Source organism: Ancylobacter aquaticus (assembly GCF_004339465.1).
In the GTDB taxonomy this organism is placed as follows: Bacteria; Pseudomonadota; Alphaproteobacteria; order Rhizobiales; family Xanthobacteraceae; genus Ancylobacter; species Ancylobacter aquaticus.
Window position 1 is genome coordinate 321,103 of the sequence record NZ_SMFY01000002.1, and the last position, 21,206, is coordinate 342,308.

Annotated in this window: 19 protein-coding genes, 1 tRNA gene and 1 pseudogene; 15 read left to right on the forward strand and 6 right to left on the reverse strand. The window is 66.8% G+C overall.

Features of this window, described 5'->3' with window-relative positions; all coding sequences use genetic code 11:
• The first annotated feature begins 23 nt into the window (after window positions 1-23).
• The 4 genes and pseudogenes from plsX to EV667_RS22890 form a co-directional block, all read left to right on the forward strand.
• Window positions 24-1,103: a phosphate acyltransferase PlsX gene (plsX, locus tag EV667_RS11100; RefSeq protein ID WP_131835409.1), complete on the forward strand. Its 1,080-nt coding sequence runs from the start codon at window positions 24-26 to the stop codon at window positions 1,101-1,103.
• On the forward strand, window positions 1,100-2,071 hold the full coding sequence (locus tag EV667_RS11105) for a beta-ketoacyl-ACP synthase III (RefSeq protein ID WP_131835410.1): 972 nt from the start codon (window positions 1,100-1,102) through the stop codon (window positions 2,069-2,071). Before plsX ends, EV667_RS11105 begins: the two co-directional genes overlap by 4 nt.
• Before the next feature lie 98 nt (window positions 2,072-2,169).
• Complete coding sequence (locus EV667_RS11110) at window positions 2,170-2,475, forward strand: integration host factor subunit alpha (RefSeq protein WP_018390992.1); 306 nt, start codon at window positions 2,170-2,172, stop codon at window positions 2,473-2,475.
• Window positions 2,472-2,759 (forward strand): annotated as a pseudogene (locus EV667_RS22890) (MerR family transcriptional regulator); the annotation flags it as partial. The gene EV667_RS11110 and the pseudogene EV667_RS22890, both read left to right, overlap by 4 nt.
• 803 nt (window positions 2,760-3,562) lie before the next feature.
• Here the strand turns inward: EV667_RS22890 and EV667_RS11120 are convergent.
• On the reverse strand, window positions 3,563-3,937 hold the full coding sequence (locus tag EV667_RS11120) for a septal ring lytic transglycosylase RlpA family protein (protein WP_131835412.1): 375 nt from the start codon (window positions 3,935-3,937) through the stop codon (window positions 3,563-3,565).
• A gap of 390 nt (window positions 3,938-4,327) precedes the next feature.
• Here EV667_RS11120 and amaB point away from each other — a divergent pair, with 390 nt between their 5' ends.
• Complete coding sequence (amaB, locus tag EV667_RS11125; RefSeq protein ID WP_131835413.1) at window positions 4,328-5,869, forward strand: L-piperidine-6-carboxylate dehydrogenase; 1,542 nt, start codon at window positions 4,328-4,330, stop codon at window positions 5,867-5,869.
• On the opposite strand, the gene EV667_RS11130 is transcribed toward amaB, so the two are convergent.
• Window positions 5,842-6,510, reverse strand: coding sequence for a nitroreductase family protein (locus EV667_RS11130; protein WP_131835414.1), 669 nt, complete (start codon window positions 6,508-6,510; stop codon window positions 5,842-5,844). The two genes, amaB and EV667_RS11130, sit on opposite strands and share 28 nt — an antisense overlap.
• 132 nt (window positions 6,511-6,642) lie before the next feature.
• On the opposite strand from EV667_RS11130, the gene EV667_RS11135 reads away from it, so the two are divergent.
• Window positions 6,643-6,720: transfer RNA gene (locus EV667_RS11135), tRNA-Pro, on the forward strand.
• A gap of 212 nt (window positions 6,721-6,932) precedes the next feature.
• Window positions 6,933-8,297, forward strand: a complete 1,365-nt coding sequence (locus EV667_RS11140) for a tyrosine-protein kinase family protein (protein WP_245516113.1) — start codon at window positions 6,933-6,935, stop codon at window positions 8,295-8,297.
• A 72-nt stretch (window positions 8,298-8,369) separates the two neighbouring features.
• Here EV667_RS11140 and EV667_RS11145 read toward each other — a convergent pair whose 3' ends face one another.
• Window positions 8,370-8,612 (reverse strand): DUF2842 domain-containing protein, encoded by a 243-nt coding sequence (locus tag EV667_RS11145; RefSeq protein ID WP_131835416.1) that lies wholly within the window; start codon window positions 8,610-8,612, stop codon window positions 8,370-8,372.
• Between the two features lie 153 nt (window positions 8,613-8,765).
• Between EV667_RS11145 and EV667_RS11150 the strand changes: the two genes are divergently transcribed.
• A complete protein-coding gene (locus EV667_RS11150; RefSeq protein WP_131835417.1) occupies window positions 8,766-9,854 on the forward strand; it encodes a COX15/CtaA family protein in 1,089 nt (362 codons plus the stop codon).
• A 171-nt stretch (window positions 9,855-10,025) separates the two neighbouring features.
• On the opposite strand, the gene uvrA is transcribed toward EV667_RS11150, so the two are convergent.
• On the reverse strand, window positions 10,026-12,929 hold the full coding sequence (gene uvrA, locus EV667_RS11155) for an excinuclease ABC subunit UvrA (protein WP_131835418.1): 2,904 nt from the start codon (window positions 12,927-12,929) through the stop codon (window positions 10,026-10,028).
• A gap of 99 nt (window positions 12,930-13,028) precedes the next feature.
• The gene (locus tag EV667_RS22580; RefSeq protein WP_165901598.1) at window positions 13,029-13,184 is read right to left on the reverse strand and encodes a hypothetical protein; all 156 of its coding nucleotides are present in this window, start codon (window positions 13,182-13,184) and stop codon (window positions 13,029-13,031) included.
• A 294-nt stretch (window positions 13,185-13,478) separates the two neighbouring features.
• Here EV667_RS22580 and ssb point away from each other — a divergent pair, with 294 nt between their 5' ends.
• The gene (gene ssb, locus EV667_RS11160) at window positions 13,479-14,045 is read left to right on the forward strand and encodes a single-stranded DNA-binding protein (RefSeq protein WP_131835419.1); all 567 of its coding nucleotides are present in this window, start codon (window positions 13,479-13,481) and stop codon (window positions 14,043-14,045) included.
• Between the two features lie 36 nt (window positions 14,046-14,081).
• Window positions 14,082-14,480 (forward strand): DUF2306 domain-containing protein, encoded by a 399-nt coding sequence (locus EV667_RS11165; RefSeq protein WP_131835420.1) that lies wholly within the window; start codon window positions 14,082-14,084, stop codon window positions 14,478-14,480.
• 41 nt (window positions 14,481-14,521) lie between these two features.
• Here EV667_RS11165 and EV667_RS11170 read toward each other — a convergent pair whose 3' ends face one another.
• Window positions 14,522-15,148 carry a MarC family protein gene (locus EV667_RS11170; RefSeq protein WP_131835421.1) on the reverse strand — a complete coding sequence of 209 codons (627 nt, stop codon included), beginning with the start codon at window positions 15,146-15,148 and terminating at the stop codon, window positions 14,522-14,524.
• A 306-nt stretch (window positions 15,149-15,454) separates the two neighbouring features.
• Between EV667_RS11170 and gyrA the strand changes: the two genes are divergently transcribed.
• From gyrA to EV667_RS11195, 5 genes are all read left to right on the forward strand, one after another.
• Window positions 15,455-18,259 (forward strand): DNA gyrase subunit A, encoded by a 2,805-nt coding sequence (gene gyrA, locus EV667_RS11175; RefSeq protein ID WP_207907740.1) that lies wholly within the window; start codon window positions 15,455-15,457, stop codon window positions 18,257-18,259.
• A gap of 95 nt (window positions 18,260-18,354) precedes the next feature.
• Entirely contained in the window at window positions 18,355-19,407 is a 1,053-nt protein-coding gene (locus EV667_RS11180; RefSeq protein WP_207907741.1) for an alpha/beta hydrolase family protein, read from the forward strand.
• 87 nt (window positions 19,408-19,494) lie between these two features.
• Window positions 19,495-19,995, forward strand: coding sequence for a pantetheine-phosphate adenylyltransferase (coaD, locus tag EV667_RS11185; protein ID WP_165901626.1), 501 nt, complete (start codon window positions 19,495-19,497; stop codon window positions 19,993-19,995).
• Between the two features lie 41 nt (window positions 19,996-20,036).
• A complete protein-coding gene (locus EV667_RS11190) occupies window positions 20,037-20,603 on the forward strand; it encodes a peptidylprolyl isomerase (protein ID WP_131835423.1) in 567 nt (188 codons plus the stop codon).
• 120 nt (window positions 20,604-20,723) lie between these two features.
• A complete protein-coding gene (locus tag EV667_RS11195; protein ID WP_131835424.1) occupies window positions 20,724-21,182 on the forward strand; it encodes a peptidylprolyl isomerase in 459 nt (152 codons plus the stop codon).
• Window positions 21,183-21,206 lie beyond the last annotated feature (24 nt).

Sequence of the window (21,206 nt, forward strand, 5' to 3'; positions counted from 1 at the left end):
GACCAATGAGACTTCGCCGCTAGATGTCCTCGCCCGTCAGAATTTCGCTCGACGTCATGGGCGGCGACCATGGACCCGACGTGGTCCTTCCCGGTGCCGAGATCGCGCTCACCCGCCATCCGGACATCGCCTTCCTGCTGTATGGCGACTCCGCCCGCATCAACGCGCTGCTCAAGGATCGCCCGCGTCTGGCGGCGGCGAGCACCGTGATCCACACCGACGTCGTCGTGCGGATGGACGACAAGCCGAGCCAGGCCCTGCGCAAGGGCCGGCGCGTCTCCTCCATGTGGCGCGCAATCGACGCGGTGCGGATGAAGGAGGCCGATTGTGCCGTCTCCGCCGGCAATACCGGTGCGCTGATGGCGATGGCCAAGGTCAATCTGCGCATGATGTCAGGCATCAACCGTCCCGCCATTGCCTGCCTGTGGCCGACGATGCGCGGCGAAAGCGTGGTGCTCGATGTCGGCGCCTCCATCGGTGCGACGGCCCAGCATCTGGTCGACATGGCAGTCATGGGCGCGGCCATGGCCCGCATCGTCTTCGATATCGAACGGCCGACGGTCGGTCTGCTCAATATCGGTGTCGAAGAGATCAAGGGCGTCGAAGAAGTCAAGGACGCCGCCGCCGCCCTGCGCTCGGCGGACCATCCGGGCCTCGCCTATTACGGATTCGTCGAGGGCGACGACATCGGCCAAGGCGTTGTCGACGTCGTCGTTACCGAAGGGTTTTCCGGCAATATCGCGCTCAAGGCCGCCGAAGGCACCGCCAAGCAGGTGGCGGACTTCCTGCGAGGCGCGATCAATCGCAGCTTCGTGGCGAAGATCGGCTATCTGCTGGCGCGCGGCGCCTTCCGGGCGCTGCGCGACAAGCTCGATCCGCGCAAGTCGAATGGCGGCGTGTTCCTCGGCCTTAATGGCGTCGTCATCAAGAGTCATGGCGGAACCGATGCCGAAGGCTTCGCGTCGGCGGTCGATATCGGCTACGACATGGTTCGCTACCAGCTTCTCTCCCGCATTGAAGCAGGGATGAATGACCGTCCGCAGGTCGGCCGTGCTGCCGTCGCGGATGTCTCCGTCTCTGACGAGTTACAGGTTCCATCGTGAGTGCAATCCGTTCCGTGGTACGTGGCGTCGGCTCCTATCTGCCGGCCCGCTGTCTGACCAATGCCGACCTCGCGCAGATGGTCGACACTTCCGACGAATGGATCGTCCAGCGCACCGGCATCCGCACGCGGCACATCGCGGCCGAGGGCGAGGTGACGTCCGATCTCGCCATCCATGCGGCGCGGGCGGCGTTGACAGATGCCGGGCTGGAGCCCGGCGACATCGACCTGATCGTCGTCGCCACCTCGACGCCAGACAATACGTTTCCGGCCACGGCGGTCAGCGTGCAGGCCGGCCTCGGCATTACGCATGGCGCCGCCTTCGATCTTCAGGCCGTCTGCTCGGGCTTTGTCTTTGCCCTGGCCACGGCCGACAATTTCCTCAAATCGGGCACCTACCGCCGCTGCCTCGTCATCGGGGCGGAGACCTTCTCGCGCATTCTCGACTGGTCGGACCGCACCACCTGCGTGCTGTTTGGCGACGGCGCCGGCGCATTGGTGCTGGAAGCGGTGCGCGACGAGGAAGAGGGGCGCGGGGTTCTGACCTCGCATCTGCGATCCGACGGGCGGCACAAGAACAAGCTCTATGTCGATGGCGGCGTCTCCTCGACCCGCAGCGTCGGCTTTCTGCGCATGGAAGGCCGCGAGGTGTTTCGCCACGCCGTCGGCATGATCACCGATGTGATCGTTGACGCTTTCGAGGCGACGGGCGAGTCGGCCGACACCATCGACTGGTTCGTGCCGCACCAGGCGAACCGGCGCATCATCGACGCCAGCGCCGTCAAGCTCGGCATCGCGCCCGAGAAAGTGGTCATCACCGTCGACAAGCACGGCAACACCTCGGCCGCCTCTATCCCGCTCGCTCTGGCTGCCGCGCACGCGGACGGGCGGATCAAGCGCGGCGATCTCGTGCTGCTGGAAGCCATGGGTGGCGGCTTTACCTGGGCTTCGGCGCTCATACGCTGGTAATCCGCACCCCGGACGCGATGTGCCGTTGACCGGCGACGGCCACGGCGCCTAGTTTGGCGTTTATAAACAACGGTACCGATGGGATAGGGAACACGGCAATGGCAGGTCGCACCATCACGCGCGCCGATCTGTGCGAAGCGGTTTATCAGCGGGTTGGGCTGTCACGCACGGAATCGGCGGCACTCGTCGAGACGGTTCTCTCCGAGATCGCCGACTGCGTCGCACGGGGCGAGACGGTGAAGCTCTCGTCCTTCGGGTCCTTCGTCGTGCGGCAGAAGGGCGAGCGCGTGGGGCGCAACCCGAAGACCGGCGAAGAGGTGCCCATCGCCCCGCGCCGGGTCATGGTGTTCAAGCCCTCCAACATCCTCAAGCAGCAGATCAACGGGGCCTCGCCCGAGTCGTGAACGCGCGACAGGAACAGCCGGGGGGAGAGAAGGGGCCTGACGCCTTCCGCACGATCAGCGAGGTCGCCGAAGACCTCGACCTCCCCCAGCATGTCCTGCGCTTCTGGGAGACCCGCTTCCCGCAGATTCGCCCGCTCAAGCGCGGCGGTGGCCGGCGCTACTATCGGCCGGACGATGTGGAACTGCTCCGTGGCATCCGCCACCTGCTCTACGGGGAAGGCTACACGATCCGCGGTGTCCAGCGCATTCTGAAGGAAGAGGGCCCGCGCTACGTGCAGGCCATCTGGCGCGATATCGAAGCGGACGATCAGGCCATCGCCGAGCGGGACGATCGGGACGGGCACAGCACATATGCGCCGGCACCGCTGCCCCCGATTGACGTCGCATCCACCCCGGCACCCGATGACGTGCCCGCGCGCGCTCCGCCCGCCAGCGGCACGGCAGGTGGGCCCCTGGGTGGCATTCTCAATCTTTTGCCCGGTCGCCAGCGAGAGCCCGCCGAGGAGAACCCGGCCCGCCGTGCCCGCCGCCGTCCGGACAGCGAGCCGGATCATCTCGACCTGCCGCTTCTCGCCGATCTGGAGCCGCCGGTGCGGCCCTCTCGCAGCGAGCCGCCGCCGCTGGCCACGGATTCGCTGATGCGCTTCGAGCCTCTGCCGCCCTTGGACAGGGGGGCGCCGGAGCCGCAGCCCGCCACGCCCTCGACCGAGCCCCGACCGGCGCAGGAACCGCGCCCGCCGGAACTGCGGGCATCCTTCCCGTTCCGCCCGATCGGGCCAGGGCCGGTGTCGGAAGCGCCCGATGACGAGGTGAGTTTCGTGCCGGAGCGGGCACGCGCGGCTATGCCGACAGAAGCGCCTTATCAGGCGGCGGTATCTGCAGTGCGACCCGTCCTACCGGCGGCTTCGGCGCTACGCGCGGGCGGGGTACAAGCTGACGAGACCCCCGCCCCGACGACGCTAAGCCGCGAGGATGTGCTGCGGCTGCAGGCGGCACTGTATGAACTGCAGGACTGCCAACGGCTTCTCGACACCGCGCGGGACCGGGACGGCTGAACGCACGTCCCGGTCAGCGATCGGCCGTGACGTCAGTCGACGACGGCGATATCGACCTTGGCCACGCCGCGTTTGCGGAAGCCCAGTTGATCGGCAACGGCCGTCGACACGTCGATGATACGGCCCCGCACAAAGGGCCCGCGATCGTTGATCCGCACCACGACCGAACGGCCATTGGCCTTGTTGGTGACGCGAACCCGGGTGTTGAAGGGCAGGCTGCGATGCGCCGCCGTCATGGCCTGCGCACTATGCCGCTCCCCGTTGGCGGTGCGACCGCCATAGCCGTAATAGGACGCCATGCCGGACGTCGCGGCCACATTGGTCTTCTTTGAACTTGCAAGGGCAGCATTGCCGCCGGCGATAAAGATGATCCCCGTTGCGAATGCCGCCCCGGCAACCCGTCCCATTCCCCAAGCCGTCAATACCTTCGTCCTTCTCCTGTTGGCGAGGCGCGATGCATGGGAAGGAAATGTGGCAGGGACATCACGACATTGTGGCTATAACGCGCAAACGCGAAGCATGTCGTCGTTTGCATCATAATAAACATGACCAGAATAGTCACGCTCGACTTCAACTTATCCCAGATGAAAAGCGAGACACGTAGGTGGTCGGGCCAGCTGTAGCCTCGCACACAACGCATTGAAGTCAGGCGCATTCCCGAGCTGCACAGCAGTCGCTCCGCTCATCTGGCACGGTGCGGCAACCGCGTCGTCCGTCGAAAGCCCCGATGGATTTGTCCGGCGTCCGGGTGCTATTGAGCGCGACCAGCTGCGGCCATTTGTCGAGGAGCATTGAGGATGGCGACGAACGAAACCCGGGCACTCACGTCGGTCGAGGACGAGGTCCTCACCCTCCTGCAGGGCCTCGGCGTGCCGGACTCCAGCTGGCGCAACGGCACGAGGCCGGTTCGCTCGCCGATCAGCGGCGAGGTGATCGCCCATGTACCCGAGGCGGACGCCTCCGACGTGGCCCAGGCGGTCGAGCTCTCGGTCGCGGCCTACGAGGACTGGCGCGCCGTGCCTCCGCCCCGGCGCGGCGAACTCATCCGCCTTCTTGGCGAGGAACTGCGCGCCCACAAGGCCGAGCTCGGCCGGCTGGTGACGCTGGAGGCCGGCAAGATCGTTTCGGAGGGCCTCGGCGAGGTTCAGGAGATGATCGACATTTGCGACTTCGCCGTCGGCCTGTCGCGGCAGCTCTATGGCCTCACCATCGCCTCTGAGCGCCCCGGCCATCGCATGATGGAGACGTGGCACCCGGTAGGCCCGGTGGGAATCATCACCGCCTTCAACTTCCCGGTCGCCGTGTGGTCCTGGAACGCCGCCCTGGCGCTGGTTTGCGGCAACAGCGTGCTGTGGAAGCCGTCCGAGAAGACGCCGCTGACCGCGCTGGCAGTGCAGGCCCTGTTCGAGCGCGCGGCCCAGGCCTTCGGCAGTGCGCCGGAAGGTCTCTCGCAGTTGCTGATCGGCGGCGCGGAGGTCGGCGCGGCGTTGACCGACGATTCGAGGGTACCCATCGTCTCGGCCACCGGCTCGACCCGCATGGGCCGGATCGTCGGCGAGCGGGTAGCACGGCGTTTCGGTCGCTCGATCCTGGAACTCGGTGGCAATAATGCCGCTATCGTCTGCCCCTCGGCCGATCTCGATCTCGCTCTGCGCGGCATCGCCTTTGCGGCCATGGGAACGGCCGGCCAGCGCTGTACCACGCTGCGCCGTCTCATCGTACATGAGAGCGTCTATGACACGCTGGTGCCGCGTCTTGCCAAGGCGTATGGCTCGGTCGGCATCGGCGACCCGCGCGAGGCGGGCACGCTGATCGGCCCGTTGATCGACAAGGCGGCCTTCGAGGCCATGCAGGCTGCGCTCGACTCGGCTAGGGCAGCGGGCGGGCGGGTCCATGGCGGCGAGCGCATCGCGGTCGGGGAGCAGCCGGAGGCCTATTATGTGCGCCCGGCTCTGGTCGAACTCGACGCCCAGATCGACGTCGTGAAGCACGAGACCTTTGCGCCGATCCTCTATGTGCTGCGCTGCACCGGCCTGCCGGAGGCGATCAAGCTGCACAATGGCGTGCCGCAGGGCCTCTCCTCGTCGATCTTCACCAACGATCTGCGCGAGGCGGAAGCCTTCCTGTCTGCCGAAGGCTCGGATTGCGGCATTGCCAACGTCAATATCGGCCCTTCCGGTGCCGAGATCGGCGGGGCGTTCGGCGGCGAGAAGGAAACCGGCGGCGGGCGTGAATCCGGCTCGGATGCGTGGAAGGCCTATATGCGGCGGGCCACCAACACCATCAATTACTCCCGTGCGCTGCCGCTCGCTCAGGGCGTGTCGTTCGACATCGACTGATCGGGCGACCAGAAGCGCACCACGTCGTCGAGGGCCGGCCGTGGCCGGTCCTCGCTCACGGCCGACGGCCGGCCGATATGGATAAATCCGGCGACCCGCTCCCCCGCCGCAACGCCGAGCAGCGCCGCGGCCTCAGCGTCTCGGCCCGGCCATTTCAGCAGCCATTGGGTGGCAAAGCCCATTGCCGAGGCGGCGACTGTAAGCGCCATGCCCGCCGCGCCGGCCGAGAGCACCTGATTCCATTCCGGCACCTTTGCCGCCCTGTCCGGCCGACTGACCAGCACGACTGTCACCGGGGCGCGCAGGAGATACAGCGTCCACATGTCGGCCTTGGCGGGTGGCAAGCCGGGATTCTGCCGAGCATAGAGCGCGTCCAGCCGTTCCCCAACGATCCGCCTCGCGTCACCCGACAGCACGATGAAGCGCCAGGGGCTGAGCCTTCCGTGATCTGGCACCCGAATGGCGAGCCGCAGCATCCGCCCCAGTTCTTCCTCCGAAGGCCCGGGCTCCAACAGCCCACGCAGCGTCGAGGACCGACGCGTCTCCAGGCGTTCCAGCATCTCCGCGCTGGCGGGTCGGTCGAGCGGCTCGGCCGGGATGGAATCGTCGGGCGGGGCGTGCCCATGCGCGGGGTGGTTCATGGGAACGCATCCTTTGGGTGAGCTCAGATCATAGCCTTTTATCCGCACGCGCGCCGTATCCGTCATCCACAGGGTGCGCGCCGGCTTGCATACCGGACGGCAAATGGCTAGACAGACGGCGCCTCACGGCGTCGGAGCGTAGCGCAGCCCGGTTAGCGCACTAGTCTGGGGGACTAGGGGTCGGAGGTTCAAATCCTCTCGCTCCGACCATTTTCACCGGCGCCCCCAATGTGGCCGGTGGCTCTCTCCCCGAAACACATTCTGCTTTAACACGGTGGAAACCATGACGGTGCCTAATAGGCTCCATGATGGACCCGTGCGAAAGTTCTGCGCAGACGGCCGCCTGCACCGCCGATCAGGTGACAGCGCCGGGCTGGCGGATTCAGCCTGCGTCGGATCGGCGCCTCCTGCGCAGATTGCTCGTGCCGGCCCTCGCGGGGCTCACCATCGCTGCCGCCTTCGGCGAAATCACCGTCCCGCGCTATGAATCCCGCGCCCGGCTGTGGATCGACGGGCGCGATGCGGCAGCCGGGCGCGACGGCGTTAAGGTTCTCTCTTCGCGCGATTTCGCCCGGCAGGTCATAGAGACGCGCCATCTGGCCACTCGTCTGGCCGCACCGGCTGGCGGGAGCGGCGGGGCACTCGCGGGCGCCGCCTTGCACCTTGCCGGTTTCAGCGTGCTGCCCGACCCCGCGCCGGTGTCGCGTGAGACCCTGGCTCTGCGAACGGTGGAACGGGGCCTCGACGTGCGGCAGGTGGGCGGAGGACAGGTGGCGATCGACTTTACCTCGCCCGACCCGCGCCTCTCCGCCGACGTCGCCAACGCCTTCGCGGCGACCTATGTTGAACTGCGCCAGACGCGCGACCTCCACCCGCAGGCTGCGGTCGGGCCAAGCGCTGCCCCGGCACGGGTGATCGCCACCGCCGTGCCGGCCGGCACAGCACGCTGGCCGACCCCACTGCTGACCAGCCTCGTCGCTGGCATCGCGACTTTCCTGCTGGTGTTCGGATTCCAGAGCTGGGTCCGCCGGCGCCAGGGGGCCGCCGGGCATGAATTCGGCGCCGTTCCGATGCCGGAGACGACACCGCACCCGCTCCAGCACCTTCCCTGGATCGGCGCGGCGACCGGCGAACAGGAAGTCGGCGCCGAGATGGCGCGTTCGCTGCGTCTCCTGTCGCGGGAGCGCGAGCACGCCGATCTCTCGCGGCTGATCGAACTGCGCGGCGTTGCGGCCCGGCTTGTCACCGTCACTGGCGGCCGTCCCGACGAATCGATTGCCCGCTGCGCCCTCGCGCTCGGGCGCTCGCTGGCCGAAGCGGCCGAGCGGCGGGTCGTGGTCGTCTGCCTCGATGTGGCCTCCCCGGCGCTCGACGGACTGACCGGGGACCCGCGCGCGCCGGGCCTTACCGACCTTCTCACCGGCGTGTGCGGTTTCTCCGATGCGATTCATCGGGAGAGCGCCTCGCGCTGCCACGTCATTCCGCCCGGGCGAGGGGCGCGCGAGGCGGATGGACTTGTTACGGCGGAGCGATTGCCGCTGATTCTTACTGCGCTGAAACAGACCTATGATCACGTGATCGTGGCCGCGCCGCCGCTGGGCGGCATGCCCGGCGCCGGGCGCCTCGCGGCACTGAGCCCGACGACCATCCTCGTCACCCAGCCGGGCGGCCCGGCGACCGACGCGGTACAAGCCTTTGACGCTCTTGCTTCCCTCGGCTTCGGCGAGATCGCCATGATCACCTTCACGCCGGAAGCGGACGAAAAGACATTCTCACGCGCGGCCTGAGCGGATGCCGGCGATCAACGGCGAGTTTCGCAACAGATTGATTTGTGGATGTTTTCGGCGAGTTTCCCGACCTTAGAGAGTGTCGGGCCGCCGATCGTGGCGCTGCATCCAGCGGATAAGCACGGCCGCCGGCACGATCCAGCCGATGCCGAGGACGACATAGGCGAGGAACTGCCAGAAGGCGGGCAGGGTGGTGACACGGCCCTGGGCAAGCGCCATCGCCACCAGTGCCCAGCCAAGCACCAGAAACACCATCAGAACCGTGCCGACGAACTTGCGCGAGCGGGCCGAAAGGCCGGGACGGGGGTCTGACATAGGCGACTCCGGGCTGGACGATCGGGCGCGAGACAATGAGTCCCGTTGCGCGCACGCGCGCGCCTCTATATCGGTCGCCGCGCCCGGGAGGAAGCCACCCGGCGCGGGTGGCCGGCGGGGCAGGCGGCCGCCACTAAAGGGAGCGCCCACTTTATGGTCAAGGATCACGTCGTCGCTCGCGTCCCCGCCGACGCCGATGTCCCGCACGCTGACGGGCCGGTCGAACGCGACAAGCTACGGCCGGTGAGGCTGTGGCTCTATTTCGTCGCGGCGCTCGTAGTGCTGATGGTCGTCGTTGGTGGCGCCACGCGCCTCACCGAATCCGGCCTGTCGATCACCGAGTGGAAGCCGGTGACAGGCACGCTTCCGCCACTCTCCAACACAGCCTGGCAGGCCGAGTTCGACAAGTACCGGCAGATTCCGCAGTACCAGCAGATCAACCGGGGCATGAGCCTCGACGAGTTCAAGTACATCTTCTGGTGGGAATGGGGGCACCGGCTGCTGGGGCGCGTGATCGGCTTTGCGTTCCTGTTGCCGTTCCTTTTCTTCCTCTGGCGCGGGCTGATAGACCGCCCGCTCGGCTGGAAACTAACCGGCCTTTTTGTTCTCGGCGGTGCACAGGGCGCGGTCGGCTGGTGGATGGTGGCCTCCGGGCTGGTGCACCGGGTCGACGTCAGCCAGTACCGGCTGGCCACCCATCTCACGCTGGCCTGCATCATCCTCGCTGCCACGGTGGCGGTGGCTGTCTCGCTGAAGCCGGCACGGGAGAAGCGGGCCTCGCCCGACTGGCTGCGCGGCTATGCGCGAATCCTGCTCATCGCCGTCCTGATCCAGATCTTCCTCGGTGGGCTCGTGGCCGGACTGGACGCCGGGCTCACCTACACGACCTGGCCGCTGATGGACGGGCACCTTGTGCCGCCATTGGAAAATCTGCTGGTCCAGCAACCCGTTTGGCGGAACTTCTTCGAGAACGTGCTCACCGTGCAGTTCAATCACAGGCTGTTCGCCTATGTCCTTTTCGCCCTAGCGGTCGGGCATTGGCTCAGCGCGCGGCGGGTCAAGGGAAAGGTCGCGCAACGGGCGCTCATCATCCTCGCTCTGGTGATCGCGCAGGCCGCCATCGGCATCTTGACGCTGGTCTACCAGGTGCCGATCGACCTTGCGCTGGCGCATCAGTTCGGCGCCACCCTCGTGCTGATCGCGGTGACGGTGAATCTGGTGCGGCTGAAAGAGGGCGCCTAAGGTTCGCCCCCGGTGGCTGCAATCGCTGCTGCCACGTCAAGCTGCAACTCGGCCGCCTTCCGGCGGGTTGATGCACCGACTGCAGGGACGGGGGGAGATCCCGGATCGGTCCTGCGGACCGTCCGGGATGACGTGGCGGAATGACCGTGCGGGACGCGATCCGCGTGCCGCTTACTCCGCCGCGCGGCGGGGCTTGAGCGGTCGGCGGGCAAGCACGTCGGCCAGAAATCGCCCGGTGTGGCTGCGCTCCGCCTTGGCGACCACTTCCGGCGGCCCGGCCGCGACCACCTCGCCGCCGCCATCGCCACCCTCGGGGCCGAGGTCGATCACCCAGTCGGCGGTCTTGATGACTTCGAGATTGTGCTCGATCACCACCACCGTGTTGCCCTGCTCGACCAGTTCGTGGAGCACTTCGAGCAGCTTCGCCACGTCGTGGAAATGCAGGCCTGTCGTCGGCTCGTCGAGGATATAGAGCGTGCGCCCGGTGGCTCGCTTGGAAAGCTCCTTGGAGAGCTTGACGCGCTGCGCCTCGCCGCCCGACAGCGTGTTGGCCTGCTGGCCGACATGGATGTAGCCGAGCCCGACGCGGGCCAGCGTTTCAAGCTTGTCGCGCACCGCCGGCACTGCCTTGAAGAACTCCGCACCCTCGTCGACCGTCATGTCGAGCACGTCGGCGATCGACTTGTTCTTGAAGGTTACCTCCAGCGTCTCCCGGTTGTAGCGCTTGCCCTTGCAGACATCGCAGGTGACGTAGACGTCGGGCAGGAAGTGCATCTCGATCTTGATGACGCCGTCGCCCTGGCACGCCTCGCAGCGCCCGCCCTTCACGTTGAACGAGAAGCGCCCCGGCCCATAGCCGCGCGCCTTGGCTTCCGGCAGGCCGGAGAACCATTCGCGGATCGGCGTAAAGGCACCGGTATAGGTCGCCGGATTCGAGCGCGGGGTGCGGCCGATCGGCGACTGGTCGATGTCGATCACCTTGTCGAGATGTTCCAGCCCCTCCAGCCCATCATGGGCCAGCGGCGGCTCCGAGGCGCCGTTGAGCCGGCGCGCCACGGCGCGGTACAGCGTATCCACCAGCAGGGTCGACTTGCCGCCGCCGGAAACGCCGGTGACGGCGGTGAACAGGCCGAGCGGAATCTCGGCCGTGACGTTCTTCAGATTGTTGGCGCGGGCATTCACCACGCGGAGCAGCCGCTTGCGGTCCGGCTTGCGGCGCCTGGGCACCGGCACGGCCATCTCGCCGGTCAGATATTTGCCGGTGAGCGAGTTCGGGTTGGCGAGAATTTCCTTCGGCGTGCCCTGCGCAACGATGCGGCCGCCATGCACGCCGGCGCCAGGGCCGACATCGACCACATAATCGGCGGCGAGAATGGCGTCCTCGTCATGCTCGACCACGATGACCGTGTTGCCGAGGTCGCGCAGCCGCCGCAGCGTGCCGAGCAGGCGCTCATTGTCGCGCTGGTGCAGGCCGATGGAGGGTTCGTCCAGCACATAGAGCACGCCGGTGAGGCCCGAGCCGATCTGCGAGGCGAGGCGGATGCGCTGGCTCTCGCCGCCCGACAGCGTGCCGGAGGCGCGCGCCAGCGTGAGATAGTCCAGCCCGACGTCTAGTAGGAAGGCCAGCCGTTCGCGGATCTCCTTGAGGATACGCGCGGCGATCTCGTTCTGCTTGTCGGTGAGTTGCTCGGGCAGGGTGGCGAACCAGTCAAGCGCGTGGCGCACCGAAAGCTCGGCCGCATGGCCGATGTGGCGGCCGGCGATCTTCACCGCCAGCGCTTCGGGCTTCAGGCGATAGCCGTTGCAGGCGGCGCAGGGCACGGCGGAGAAATACTTGCCGATTTCCTCGCGCGCCCAGTCGCTCTCGGTCTCGCGCCAGCGCCGTTCCAGATTGGTAACGATGCCCTCGAAGGTCTTCACCGTCTCATAGGCGCGCATGCCGTCATCATAGACGAAGCGGATCGTCTCGGCCTTGGAGCCGTGCAGGATGACGTTCTGCACCTTCTCCGGCAGGTCCGCCCATCGCGTGGTGAGCTTCGCGCCATAATGGCGGGCGATCGCCTCCAGCGTCTGGCCGTAATAGGGAGAGGTCGATTTCGCCCAGGGCGCGATGGCGCCCTGCTTCAGCGTGCGGGAGTGGTCCGGCACGATAAGGTTGGGGTCGATCTTGCTCTCATGCCCGAGCCCGTCGCAGGTGGGGCAGGCGCCGAACGGGTTGTTGAAGGAAAACAGCCGCGGCTCGATCTCGGCGATGGTGAAGCCGGAAACCGGGCAGGCGAATTTTTCCGAGAACACGATGCGGCGCGCCTCGCCGCTTTCCTCTTTCTCGTCGGCGAATTCGATGACCGCGATGCCGTCGGCAAGCCCCAGCGCGGTCTCGAACGAATCCGCCAGCCGGCTGGCGATGTCCGGGCGCACCACGAGGCGGTCTACCACCACGTCGATATCGTGCTTGAACTTCTTGTCGAGCGCCGGCGCGTCGGCGATCTCATGGAATTCGCCGTCGATCTTGACGCGCTGAAACCCCTTCTTCTGGAAATCGGCCAGTTCCTTGCGGTACTCGCCCTTGCGCCCGCGCACCACGGGAGCGAGCAGAAAGAGGCGGGTCTTGTCAGGCAGGGTCAGCACGCGATCGACCATCTGGCTGACCGTCTGGCTCTCGATCGGCAGGCCGGTGGCGGGCGAATAGGGCACGCCGACGCGCGCCCAGAGCAGGCGCATATAGTCGTAAATCTCGGTAACCGTGCCGACTGTCGAGCGCGGATTCTTCGAGGTCGTCTTCTGCTCGATGGAAATGGCCGGGGAGAGACCGTCGATCTGGTCGACATCCGGCTTCTGCATCATCTCCAGAAACTGGCGCGCATAGGCCGAGAGGCTCTCGACATAGCGCCGCTGGCCCTCGGCATAGATCGTATCGAAAGCGAGCGACGATTTGCCCGAGCCCGACAGGCCGGTGAACACCACCAGGCTGTCGCGCGGGATCTCCAGATCGACATTCTTCAAATTGTGCTCGCGCGCGCCGCGGATCGCAATTGTGCGGGCGTCGCGGCGCGGGATATCCACGCGGTCCTTCATTCCAACTCTTCTCTCGCCGGTATCTTAACGGGCAGTTGCGCCAGCATTTTTACATCCGGAGCGGCGCAATCCCGAGAAACGGACCGCCCGGCGAGGGGGTCAGCCACCGCCGCCGTTGACGACAGCGATGAGGCCGGCCGCCACCACCATGCCGCCGACTACGGCAAGGATGGCGCGGCGGATCAGCGCCTGACGGGCCTCCTCGGCACGGATGGCGATGGCGCGGGCGCGCGGGCGGCGGGACAACTGGGTCATGATGGGACAGGCTCCCTCTGAGAACACAGGGTAAACATAGTCCGGCTCCGGCACTTCGCAATGTGCGACTCGACGACTTGCGACAGCTTAGCCGTAATGTTAGGAACATACCAAGAACATATTGGCGACGTCGCGACAGCCGCCTTGATGGTGGATAAAGCGACGGCGCCATAATGGTGGACAAAAGCGGGGCCTTTGCGCAAGCGGGGCGCGGTGCAGTGCCGTTTGGTCTAAAGTGCGGTCCCTTTCACGGATGTGCGCCATGGCGCGCGTCCGGCAGTTTCGGAGGACAAGATGGCGGGCAGCGTCAACAAGGTGATCCTGATCGGCAATCTCGGCCGCGATCCGGAAGTGCGTACGTTCCAGAATGGCGGGCGGGTGTGCAATCTGCGCATCGCCACCTCGGAAACCTGGCGCGACAAGGCCACGGGCGAGCGCAAGGAGCGCACCGAGTGGCACAGCGTGGTGATCTTCAACGAGAACCTGCTGCGCGTGGCCGAGCAATATCTGCGCAAGGGTACCAAGGTCTATATCGAAGGCCAGCTTGAGACCCGCAAGGCGAGCGACCAGTCCGGCGGGCCGGAGCGCTATTTCACCGAAGTGGTGCTGCGCCAGTTCCGCGGCGAGCTCACCATCCTCGACAGCCGCAGCGGCGGTGGTTCCGAGGGCGGCGGCGGTGATGACTACAGCGCCGGCGGCGGCGATTTCGGCTCCGGTGGCGGCTATGGCGCGGGTGCGGGCGGCGGGCGCTCCTTCGGCAGCGAGCGCAAGCCGGCCCCCGTCAGCGGCGGTGCGGGCGGCGGCGGCAAGTTCGGCGGGGGCTCGGGCGGCGGCGACCTCGACGACGAAATCCCGTTCTGAAGGCGCGCGGGGGAGGAGAAGGCGGGGACCAGACAAGTGGATCTTGCCCCGCTGCTCGACGCCTCGCCGGCCATCCGGCTGCACGCCTTCAGCGCCATCGCCGCGCTGGCGCTTGGCACGGTGCAGCTCGTTGCGCCAAAGGGCACGCTGCCGCACCGAACCTTCGGTTGGCTGTGGTCGGGGCTGATGGCGACGGTGGCGGTGTCGTCGTTCTGGATCAACGAGATGCGCTGGTTCGGACCGTTCGGCCCGATCCACCTGCTCTCGCTCTACGTGCTCTGGGCCCTGCCGATGGCGCTGCTGCGCGCCCACCGCAGCGACATTCCCCGCCATGCGGCCGGCATGACCGGCCTGTTCTATGGCGGACTGGTGCTCGCCGGCCTCTTCACCTTCTGGCCCGGCCGCATCATGCATGAGGTGCTGTTCGGGGGGTGAGCAAGATGCGGGCGTCTGGCTAAAATCTCACGGCCAAGGGCTCACCCCAAAAACGACGCCCTGATCCCGTCGATGACGAACTGAACCGCCAGCGCCGCCAGCACGATGCCGAGCAGGCGCGAGAGGATGACGTTGCCGGTTATGCCAAGCAGCTTGTCCACATGGCGGGCCGCGAGGAAGACGGCGAGGCAGCTGCCGATCACCAGTGCGGTGATGATGAAGAGCAGTGCGAGCAGCCGCAGGTCGCCCCGCGCCTCGCCGGCCAGCAGCAGCATGGCGGTGATGGCACCCGGGCCGGCCATGAGCGGGATGGCGAGCGGGAACACCGCCAGCGTGCGCAGCAGCTTGTCGCGCTGCGCGACTTCCGAGGCGTCGAATTTGCGCTCGGTGCGGCGGCCGAACACCATTTCAAACGAAATCGCGAACAGCAGGAGCCCGCCAGCAATGCGGAAGGCGGGGAGGGTGATGCCCAGCGCCGCCAGCAGCGGCGCCCCGACGAGCCCGAAGGCAACCAGTATGGCCAGCGCGATCGCGGCCGAGCGCAGCGCCACGAGCCGCCGCTCGGCGCCGGTCAGGTCCGAGGTCACCGCCAGGAACAGGGGCGCTAGGCCGATCGGGTCGATCACCACGAGCATGGTGACGATCGCCGAGAACACATAGTCCATCAAGGCGCGCGCCCCCGTTGCTGCTCCGGCCGCCCGCCGCCGGTCGATCGCCCTCTGCCGGCGCAGTCGCGGTGCGGTATCGCGTTATAAGATCGCCTGCGCGACGCGCTGCCAAGGGGCTCGTCACCGCCGCCGGACGGCCCTCGCCGCCACGCGGGCGCCACGTTCCGGCGATGCTGCGGAAATGCGCCTGTAAGTTTCTGACTTAACAGCGTTTTTCGCGGCGCCGAAAAACCTCCTTTGCTGGCCTTTCCGGGCGGAATCGGCTAAACAGACGAACATGTTCCGCAACCACGGAAAGACGATTCCTTGTCCGATTCCGATACTTTGAACCCGGAGGGCGGCGGTCCTTCGGATATCCGGCCCGTCTCCATCACCGATGAGCTCTCGCGCAGCTATCTCGATTACGCGATGAGCGTCATCGTCTCGCGCGCGCTTCCCGACGTGCGCGACGGCCTCAAGCCGGTGCATCGGCGCATCCTGTTCTCCATGCGCGAGAACAATTACACGCCGGAGCGGCCCTACAACAAATCCGCCCGCGTCACCGGCGACACGATGGGCCGGTACCATCCGCACGGCAACCAGGCGATCTACGACGCGCTGGTACGGCTGGCGCAGGACTTCTCGATGCGCCTGCCGCTGATCGACGGCCAGGGCAATTTCGGCTCCGTCGACGGCGATCCTCCGGCGGCCGAACGCTATACCGAAGTGCGCCTCGCCAAGCCGGCGATGACCCTTCTGGACGACCTCGACAAGGACACGGTCGACTTCCAGGCCAATTATGACGGCCGCGAGCAGGAACCGACGGTTCTTCCGGCCCGCTACCCCAATCTGCTGGTCAACGGCGCCGGCGGCATCGCCGTCGGCATGGCCACCAATATCCCGCCGCACAATCTCGGCGAGGTGGTGGATGCCTGCGTGGCGCTGATCGACGATCCCGCGCTCGATATCGAAAAACTGCTCGACTACATACACGGCCCCGATTTTCCCACCGGCGCGCTCATTCTCGGCCGCAGCGGCATCCGCCAGGCCTATCTCACCGGCCGTGGCTCCATCGTCATGCGCTCGCGCGCGACGATCGAGGAGATCCGCAAGGACCGAGACGCCATCATCGTCACCGCCATTCCCTATCAGGTGAACAAGGCGACGATGATCGAACGCATCGCCGAACTGGTGCGGGACAAGCGGCTGGAGGGCATCGCCGAGATGCGCGACGAGTCGTCGCGCGAAGGCATGCGCGTCGTGTTCGAGATCAAGCGCGACGCGCAGGCCGACGTCGTGCTCAACAATCTCTACCGCATGACGTCGCTGCAGACGTCGTTCGGCGCCAATATGGTGGCGCTGAATGGCGGCAAGCCCGCCTTGATGAACCTGCTGGACCTGCTGACCGCCTTTGTCGCCTTCCGCGAGGATGTGGTTAGCCGGCGCACCAAATTCCTTCTGCGCAAGGCGCGCGACCGCGCCCATGTGCTGGTGGGCCTCGCCATCGCGGTCGCCAATATCGACGAGATCATCCACACCATCCGCACCTCGCCCGACCCGGCGACGGCGCGCGAGGCGTTGATGACCCGCCACTGGCCGGCCATGGACGTCGCGCCGCTCATCGCGCTGATCGACGATCCGCGCCACCGTCTGGCGGAAGACGGCACCTATCGGCTTTCGGCCGAGCAGGCGCGGGCCATTCTTGAGCTGCGCCTGCAGCGCCTTACCGCGCTCGGCCGCGACGAGGTAGCGGATGAGCTCGATAAGATCGCCGTCGAGATTCGCGAATATCTCGACATTCTCGGTAGCCGCGAACGCATCCGCACTATCGTCAAGGACGAGTTGCTGGCGGTGAAGGCCGAGTTTGGCACCCCGCGCAAGACCGAGATCATCGAGGCTGAGGGCGACTTCGAGGACGAGGATCTGATCGCCCGCGAGGACATGGTCGTCACCGTGTCCCATGCCGGCTATGTAAAGCGCGTGCCGCTCTCGACCTACCGTGCGCAGCGGCGCGGCGGCAAGGGCCGCTCGGCCATGCAGACGAAGGACGAGGATTTCGTCACCCGGATCTTCGTCGCCTCCACCCACGCGCCGGTGCTGTTCTTCTCCTCCAAGGGCCAAGTTTACAAGCTAAAGGTCTGGCGCCTGCCGATATCCGCCCCGCAATCGCGTGGCAAGGCGCTGGTGAATATCCTGCCGCTGACGGAAGGCGAGCGCATCACGTCGATCATGGCCTTGCCGGACGAAGAGTTCTGGAGCCGGCTTCAGATCATGTTCGCCACAAATTCCGGCACGGTGCGGCGCAACGAGCTTTCCGATTTCACCAATGTGAATCGCAACGGCAAGATCGCCATGAAGCTGGAAGCGGGCGAATCGATCGCCGGCGTGCAGCTCTGCACCGTCACGGACGATGTGCTGCTCACCAGCGCGCGCGGCCAGTGCATTCGCTTTCCCACCACCGAGGTTCGCGTCTTCAAGGGCCGCGATTCAATGGGCGTGCGCGGCATTCAGCTGGAAGAGGGCGACCGGCTCATCTCCATGGCCATCATCCGCCATGTCGATGCCACGGCCGAGGAGCGCGCTGCCTATATCAAGCTCGCCAACGCCATTCGCCGCAGCCAGAACGGCGCGGAGAACGAGGCCGGGACGGGGACCGAGGAAGCGGAGATCGTCGAGGCCGAGATCATGGATGCCGAGGCCGAGGAGGGCGTCGCCGCCCCGGCCGAGATCGACCAGGCGCACTATGTCGCCATGGGCGCCGCCGAGCAGTTCATCCTCACCCTGTCGGAGAATGGCTACGGCAAGCGTACCTCGTCCTATGAGTACCGCACCACGCGGCGCGGCGGCAAAGGCATCGTCGCCATGGCGGTCAATCACCGCAACGGGCCGCTGGTCGCCTCGTTCCCGGTGGAGGAGGCCGACCAGATCATGCTCGTCACCGATGGCGGCCAGCTCATCCGCTGCCCGGTCAAGGGCATCCGCACCGTCGGGCGCGGCAGCCAGGGCGTGATCGTGTTCGACACCGCCGAAGACGAGAAGGTGGTGTCGGTCGAACGGGTCAGCGAGGAAGAGGCCGAAGAGGCCGTGATCGCCGGCGAGGGTGAGGGCGAGGCCGGCGAGGCTCCGGTGTAGCGGCGCGTCTTCCATAGATGCGGCGCGGAGACATCCCGCGCCGCCCTTCGTTCGGGGCTGGCGCCTGCGCGCGGGTCCAGCTCAGGTGAGAGAGCATGATGCGCATCGCGCTTGTCGCCGTGGCCTGGTTCCTCGTCACGTGTCACACGGGCACGCCCGCCCATGCCGGTGGTGCGACCGGGTTTCGCCAGTTCCAGATTTCAGCGAGCGACGGCAGCCGGAAACTGGATGTCGCCGTGTGGTACCCGACGCAGGCGGGCGGCGAGGCTCGGCTTATCGGTGACAACGTGGTCTTTGTTGGCCAGTCGGTTCTGCCGGACGCCCCGCCGGAGCCCGGTAGGCATCCGCTCGTGGTGCTGTCGCACGGCTTCAGCGGAAACCTGCTCAACCAGGCGTGGCTGGCGGTTGATCTTGCCCGACGCGGCTATGTGGTCGCGGCGGTGAACCATCCCGGCACCACGACGCGAAATATGGACGAGAGGATCGGCAGCCGATTGTGGGAGCGCCCGCGCGACATCTCCCACGTCATTGATGAACTGACCCGCGCTCCCGCATGGTCCGGCGTGGTCTCCCCGGACAAAGTCGCGGTTATCGGTCATTCGCTGGGCGGCTGGACGGTGATGGAAATCGCCGGCGCGCGGTTCGACGCGGCACGGTTTGACGCCGATTGCCGCGTGAACACGGCGCTCGCAGCCTGCGACGTCTACCGTCAGCTTGGCGCCGGCGCCGACAGCGAGGCCCGCGCCGCTCTCGGACAGGATCTGTCCGACCCGCGCGTCAAGGCAGTGGTGTCGCTCGATCTCGGGCTGGCGCGGGGCTTTGAGCCGGAAAGCCTCAGCCGTTTGCACGTGCCTGTGCTGGTGATGGCGGCCGATGGTGGCGACGCGCATCTGCCTGCCGAACTGGAATCCCGTCATCTCGCCAGTGGGCTGCCGCAGAGCGCGACCCGCTATATCGGGGTTCCCGGCGCCACCCATTTCAGCTTCCTCAACCTGTGCAAGCCGGGCGGCAGCGAGCTGCTGGAAAAGGAAGTCCCCGGGGACGGCAGGGTTTGCCGGGATGCCGATGGCGCCGCGCGTGCCACCATCCACCATCAGGTGGCGGACGAGATCGCCGGCTTCCTCGACGCCTCGCTGGGAGCCCGGTGAGGGCATTCATCACCCGCCCGGCGCTTGCGTCCGCCGCAGGAGGCCGCTAACGCTTGCCGCGCACTCTTGAGGCCCATGATGAGCGCCATGCGCACCGCCTTCTATCCCGGCTCGTTCGACCCGCCGACCAACGGCCATGTCGAGGTCGCCCGCGCGGCCGCCCGGCTCGTGGACCGGCTCGTGGTGGGCGTCGGCGTCCATCCCGGCAAGACGCCGCTCTTCGCTGCGGCCGATCGGCTGGAGATGCTGCGCGAGGTGTTCGAGCCGATCGCGCGGGAAGAGGGCGCTCATCTCGACTGCGTCACCTTCGATAATCTGGTGGTCGATGCGGCGCAGGCCCACGGTGCCATCCTGCTGATCCGCGGCCTGCGCGATGGCACCGATCTCGACTATGAAATGCAGATGGCGGGAATGAATGCGACGCTGAAGCCCGGCGTGCAGACCGTTTTTCTGCCTGCATCCCCCATTGCCCGCCCCATCACCGCCACTCTGGTCCGGCAGATCGCTGCCATGGGCGGCGATGTGTCCGCCTTCGTGCCAAGCGCCGTGCTGGCCCGCCTCAGCGGACGGTTCGGGCGCAAGGCCTAGCGGCGGGCGGCGCCCGCCATCGCTCAACGGAGTTCCTGCCCATGATCCGACGCCTTCTCGCCGCCTTCTCCGCCGCCTGCGTGCTGGCCGTCATGGCCGTTGCGCCGGCATCGGCGCAGGCGCCCAAGCTGCCGCCGAATGTCGACCCGCAGAACGCCATCATCATGCAGACCACCAAGGGTCCGGTGGTTTTCGTGCTGCGCGCCGATCTCGCCCCCCAGCACGCCGAGCGTATCAAGACGCTGGCGCGCGAGGGCTATTACGACAACGTGCCGTTCCACCGCGTCATCGAGGGCTTCATGGCCCAGACCGGCGACGGGCAGTTCGGCAATGGCACCGGCGGCTCGCGCTACCCCAACGTGCCGGCCGAGTTCTCCAAGGTGCCGTTCAAGCGCGGCACGGTGGGCATGGCCCGCTCCTCCGCCCCGAACAGCGCCAACTCGCAGTTCTTCATCACCTTCGGCGACGCCTCGTTCCTCAATGGCCAGTACACGGTTGTGGGCGAAGTGGTCTCGGGCATGGAGAACGTCGATAAGATCAAGCGCGGCGAGCCGGTGCAGAACCCCGACAAGATCGTTTCGATGAAGGTCGCTGCGGACGTCAAGTGACGCCGTGAGGACGTCAAATGACGCCGCGAGGACGTCAAATGACGCCGCGAGGACGTCAAGTGACGCCGCGAGGACGTCAAGTAACGCCGCGCCACCACTATCACTTGCAAGGAGAGTAAAATGACCGACACCACTGAAACCACGCTGCTGCTCGAAACGACGCAGGGGCCGGTCACCATCCGCTTCCGTCCCGATCTGGCGCCCGGCCATGTCGCGCGCATTGCCGAGCTGGCGAAGCAGGGCTTCTATGACGGCGTGGTCTTCCACCGCGTTATCGACGGCTTCATGGCCCAGACCGGCGACCCCACCGGCACCGGCCGTGGCGGCTCGGGCAAGAACCTGAAGGCCGAGTTCAACAAGGGCCGCCACGTGCGCGGCACGGTCTCCATGGCCCGCGCCCAGAGCCCGGATTCGGCCGACAGCCAGTTCTTCATCTGCTTCGGCGATGCCGGCTTCCTCGACGGTCAGTACACCGTGTGGGGCGAAGTGACCGAGGGCATGGACAACGTCGACAAGATCAAGCGCGGCGAGCCGGTGCAGAACCCGGACAAGATCGTCAAGGCGACCGTCTCCGCCTGATCGCTCGTCACCTTGAGACCCTGC

What these genes read in the sequence shown, in the direction of transcription:
- plsX (WP_131835409.1), top strand. Translation starts at nt 24, where the DNA reads ATGTCCTCGCCCGTCAGAATTTCGCTCGACGTCATGGGCGGCGACCAT.
- EV667_RS11110 (WP_018390992.1), top strand. Translation starts at nt 2,170, where the DNA reads ATGGCAGGTCGCACCATCACGCGCGCCGATCTGTGCGAAGCGGTTTAT.
- EV667_RS11120 (WP_131835412.1), bottom strand. Translation starts at nt 3,937, where the DNA reads ATGGGACGGGTTGCCGGGGCGGCATTCGCAACGGGGATCATCTTTATC.
- amaB (WP_131835413.1), top strand. Translation starts at nt 4,328, where the DNA reads ATGGCGACGAACGAAACCCGGGCACTCACGTCGGTCGAGGACGAGGTC.
- EV667_RS11130 (WP_131835414.1), bottom strand. Translation starts at nt 6,510, where the DNA reads ATGAACCACCCCGCGCATGGGCACGCCCCGCCCGACGATTCCATCCCG.
- EV667_RS11145 (WP_131835416.1), bottom strand. Translation starts at nt 8,612, where the DNA reads ATGTCAGACCCCCGTCCCGGCCTTTCGGCCCGCTCGCGCAAGTTCGTC.
- EV667_RS11150 (WP_131835417.1), top strand. Translation starts at nt 8,766, where the DNA reads ATGGTCAAGGATCACGTCGTCGCTCGCGTCCCCGCCGACGCCGATGTC.
- uvrA (WP_131835418.1), bottom strand. Translation starts at nt 12,929, where the DNA reads ATGAAGGACCGCGTGGATATCCCGCGCCGCGACGCCCGCACAATTGCG.
- EV667_RS22580 (WP_165901598.1), bottom strand. Translation starts at nt 13,184, where the DNA reads ATGACCCAGTTGTCCCGCCGCCCGCGCGCCCGCGCCATCGCCATCCGT.
- ssb (WP_131835419.1), top strand. Translation starts at nt 13,479, where the DNA reads ATGGCGGGCAGCGTCAACAAGGTGATCCTGATCGGCAATCTCGGCCGC.
- EV667_RS11180 (WP_207907741.1), top strand. Translation starts at nt 18,355, where the DNA reads ATGATGCGCATCGCGCTTGTCGCCGTGGCCTGGTTCCTCGTCACGTGT.
- coaD (WP_165901626.1), top strand. Translation starts at nt 19,495, where the DNA reads ATGCGCACCGCCTTCTATCCCGGCTCGTTCGACCCGCCGACCAACGGC.
- EV667_RS11190 (WP_131835423.1), top strand. Translation starts at nt 20,037, where the DNA reads ATGATCCGACGCCTTCTCGCCGCCTTCTCCGCCGCCTGCGTGCTGGCC.
- EV667_RS11195 (WP_131835424.1), top strand. Translation starts at nt 20,724, where the DNA reads ATGACCGACACCACTGAAACCACGCTGCTGCTCGAAACGACGCAGGGG.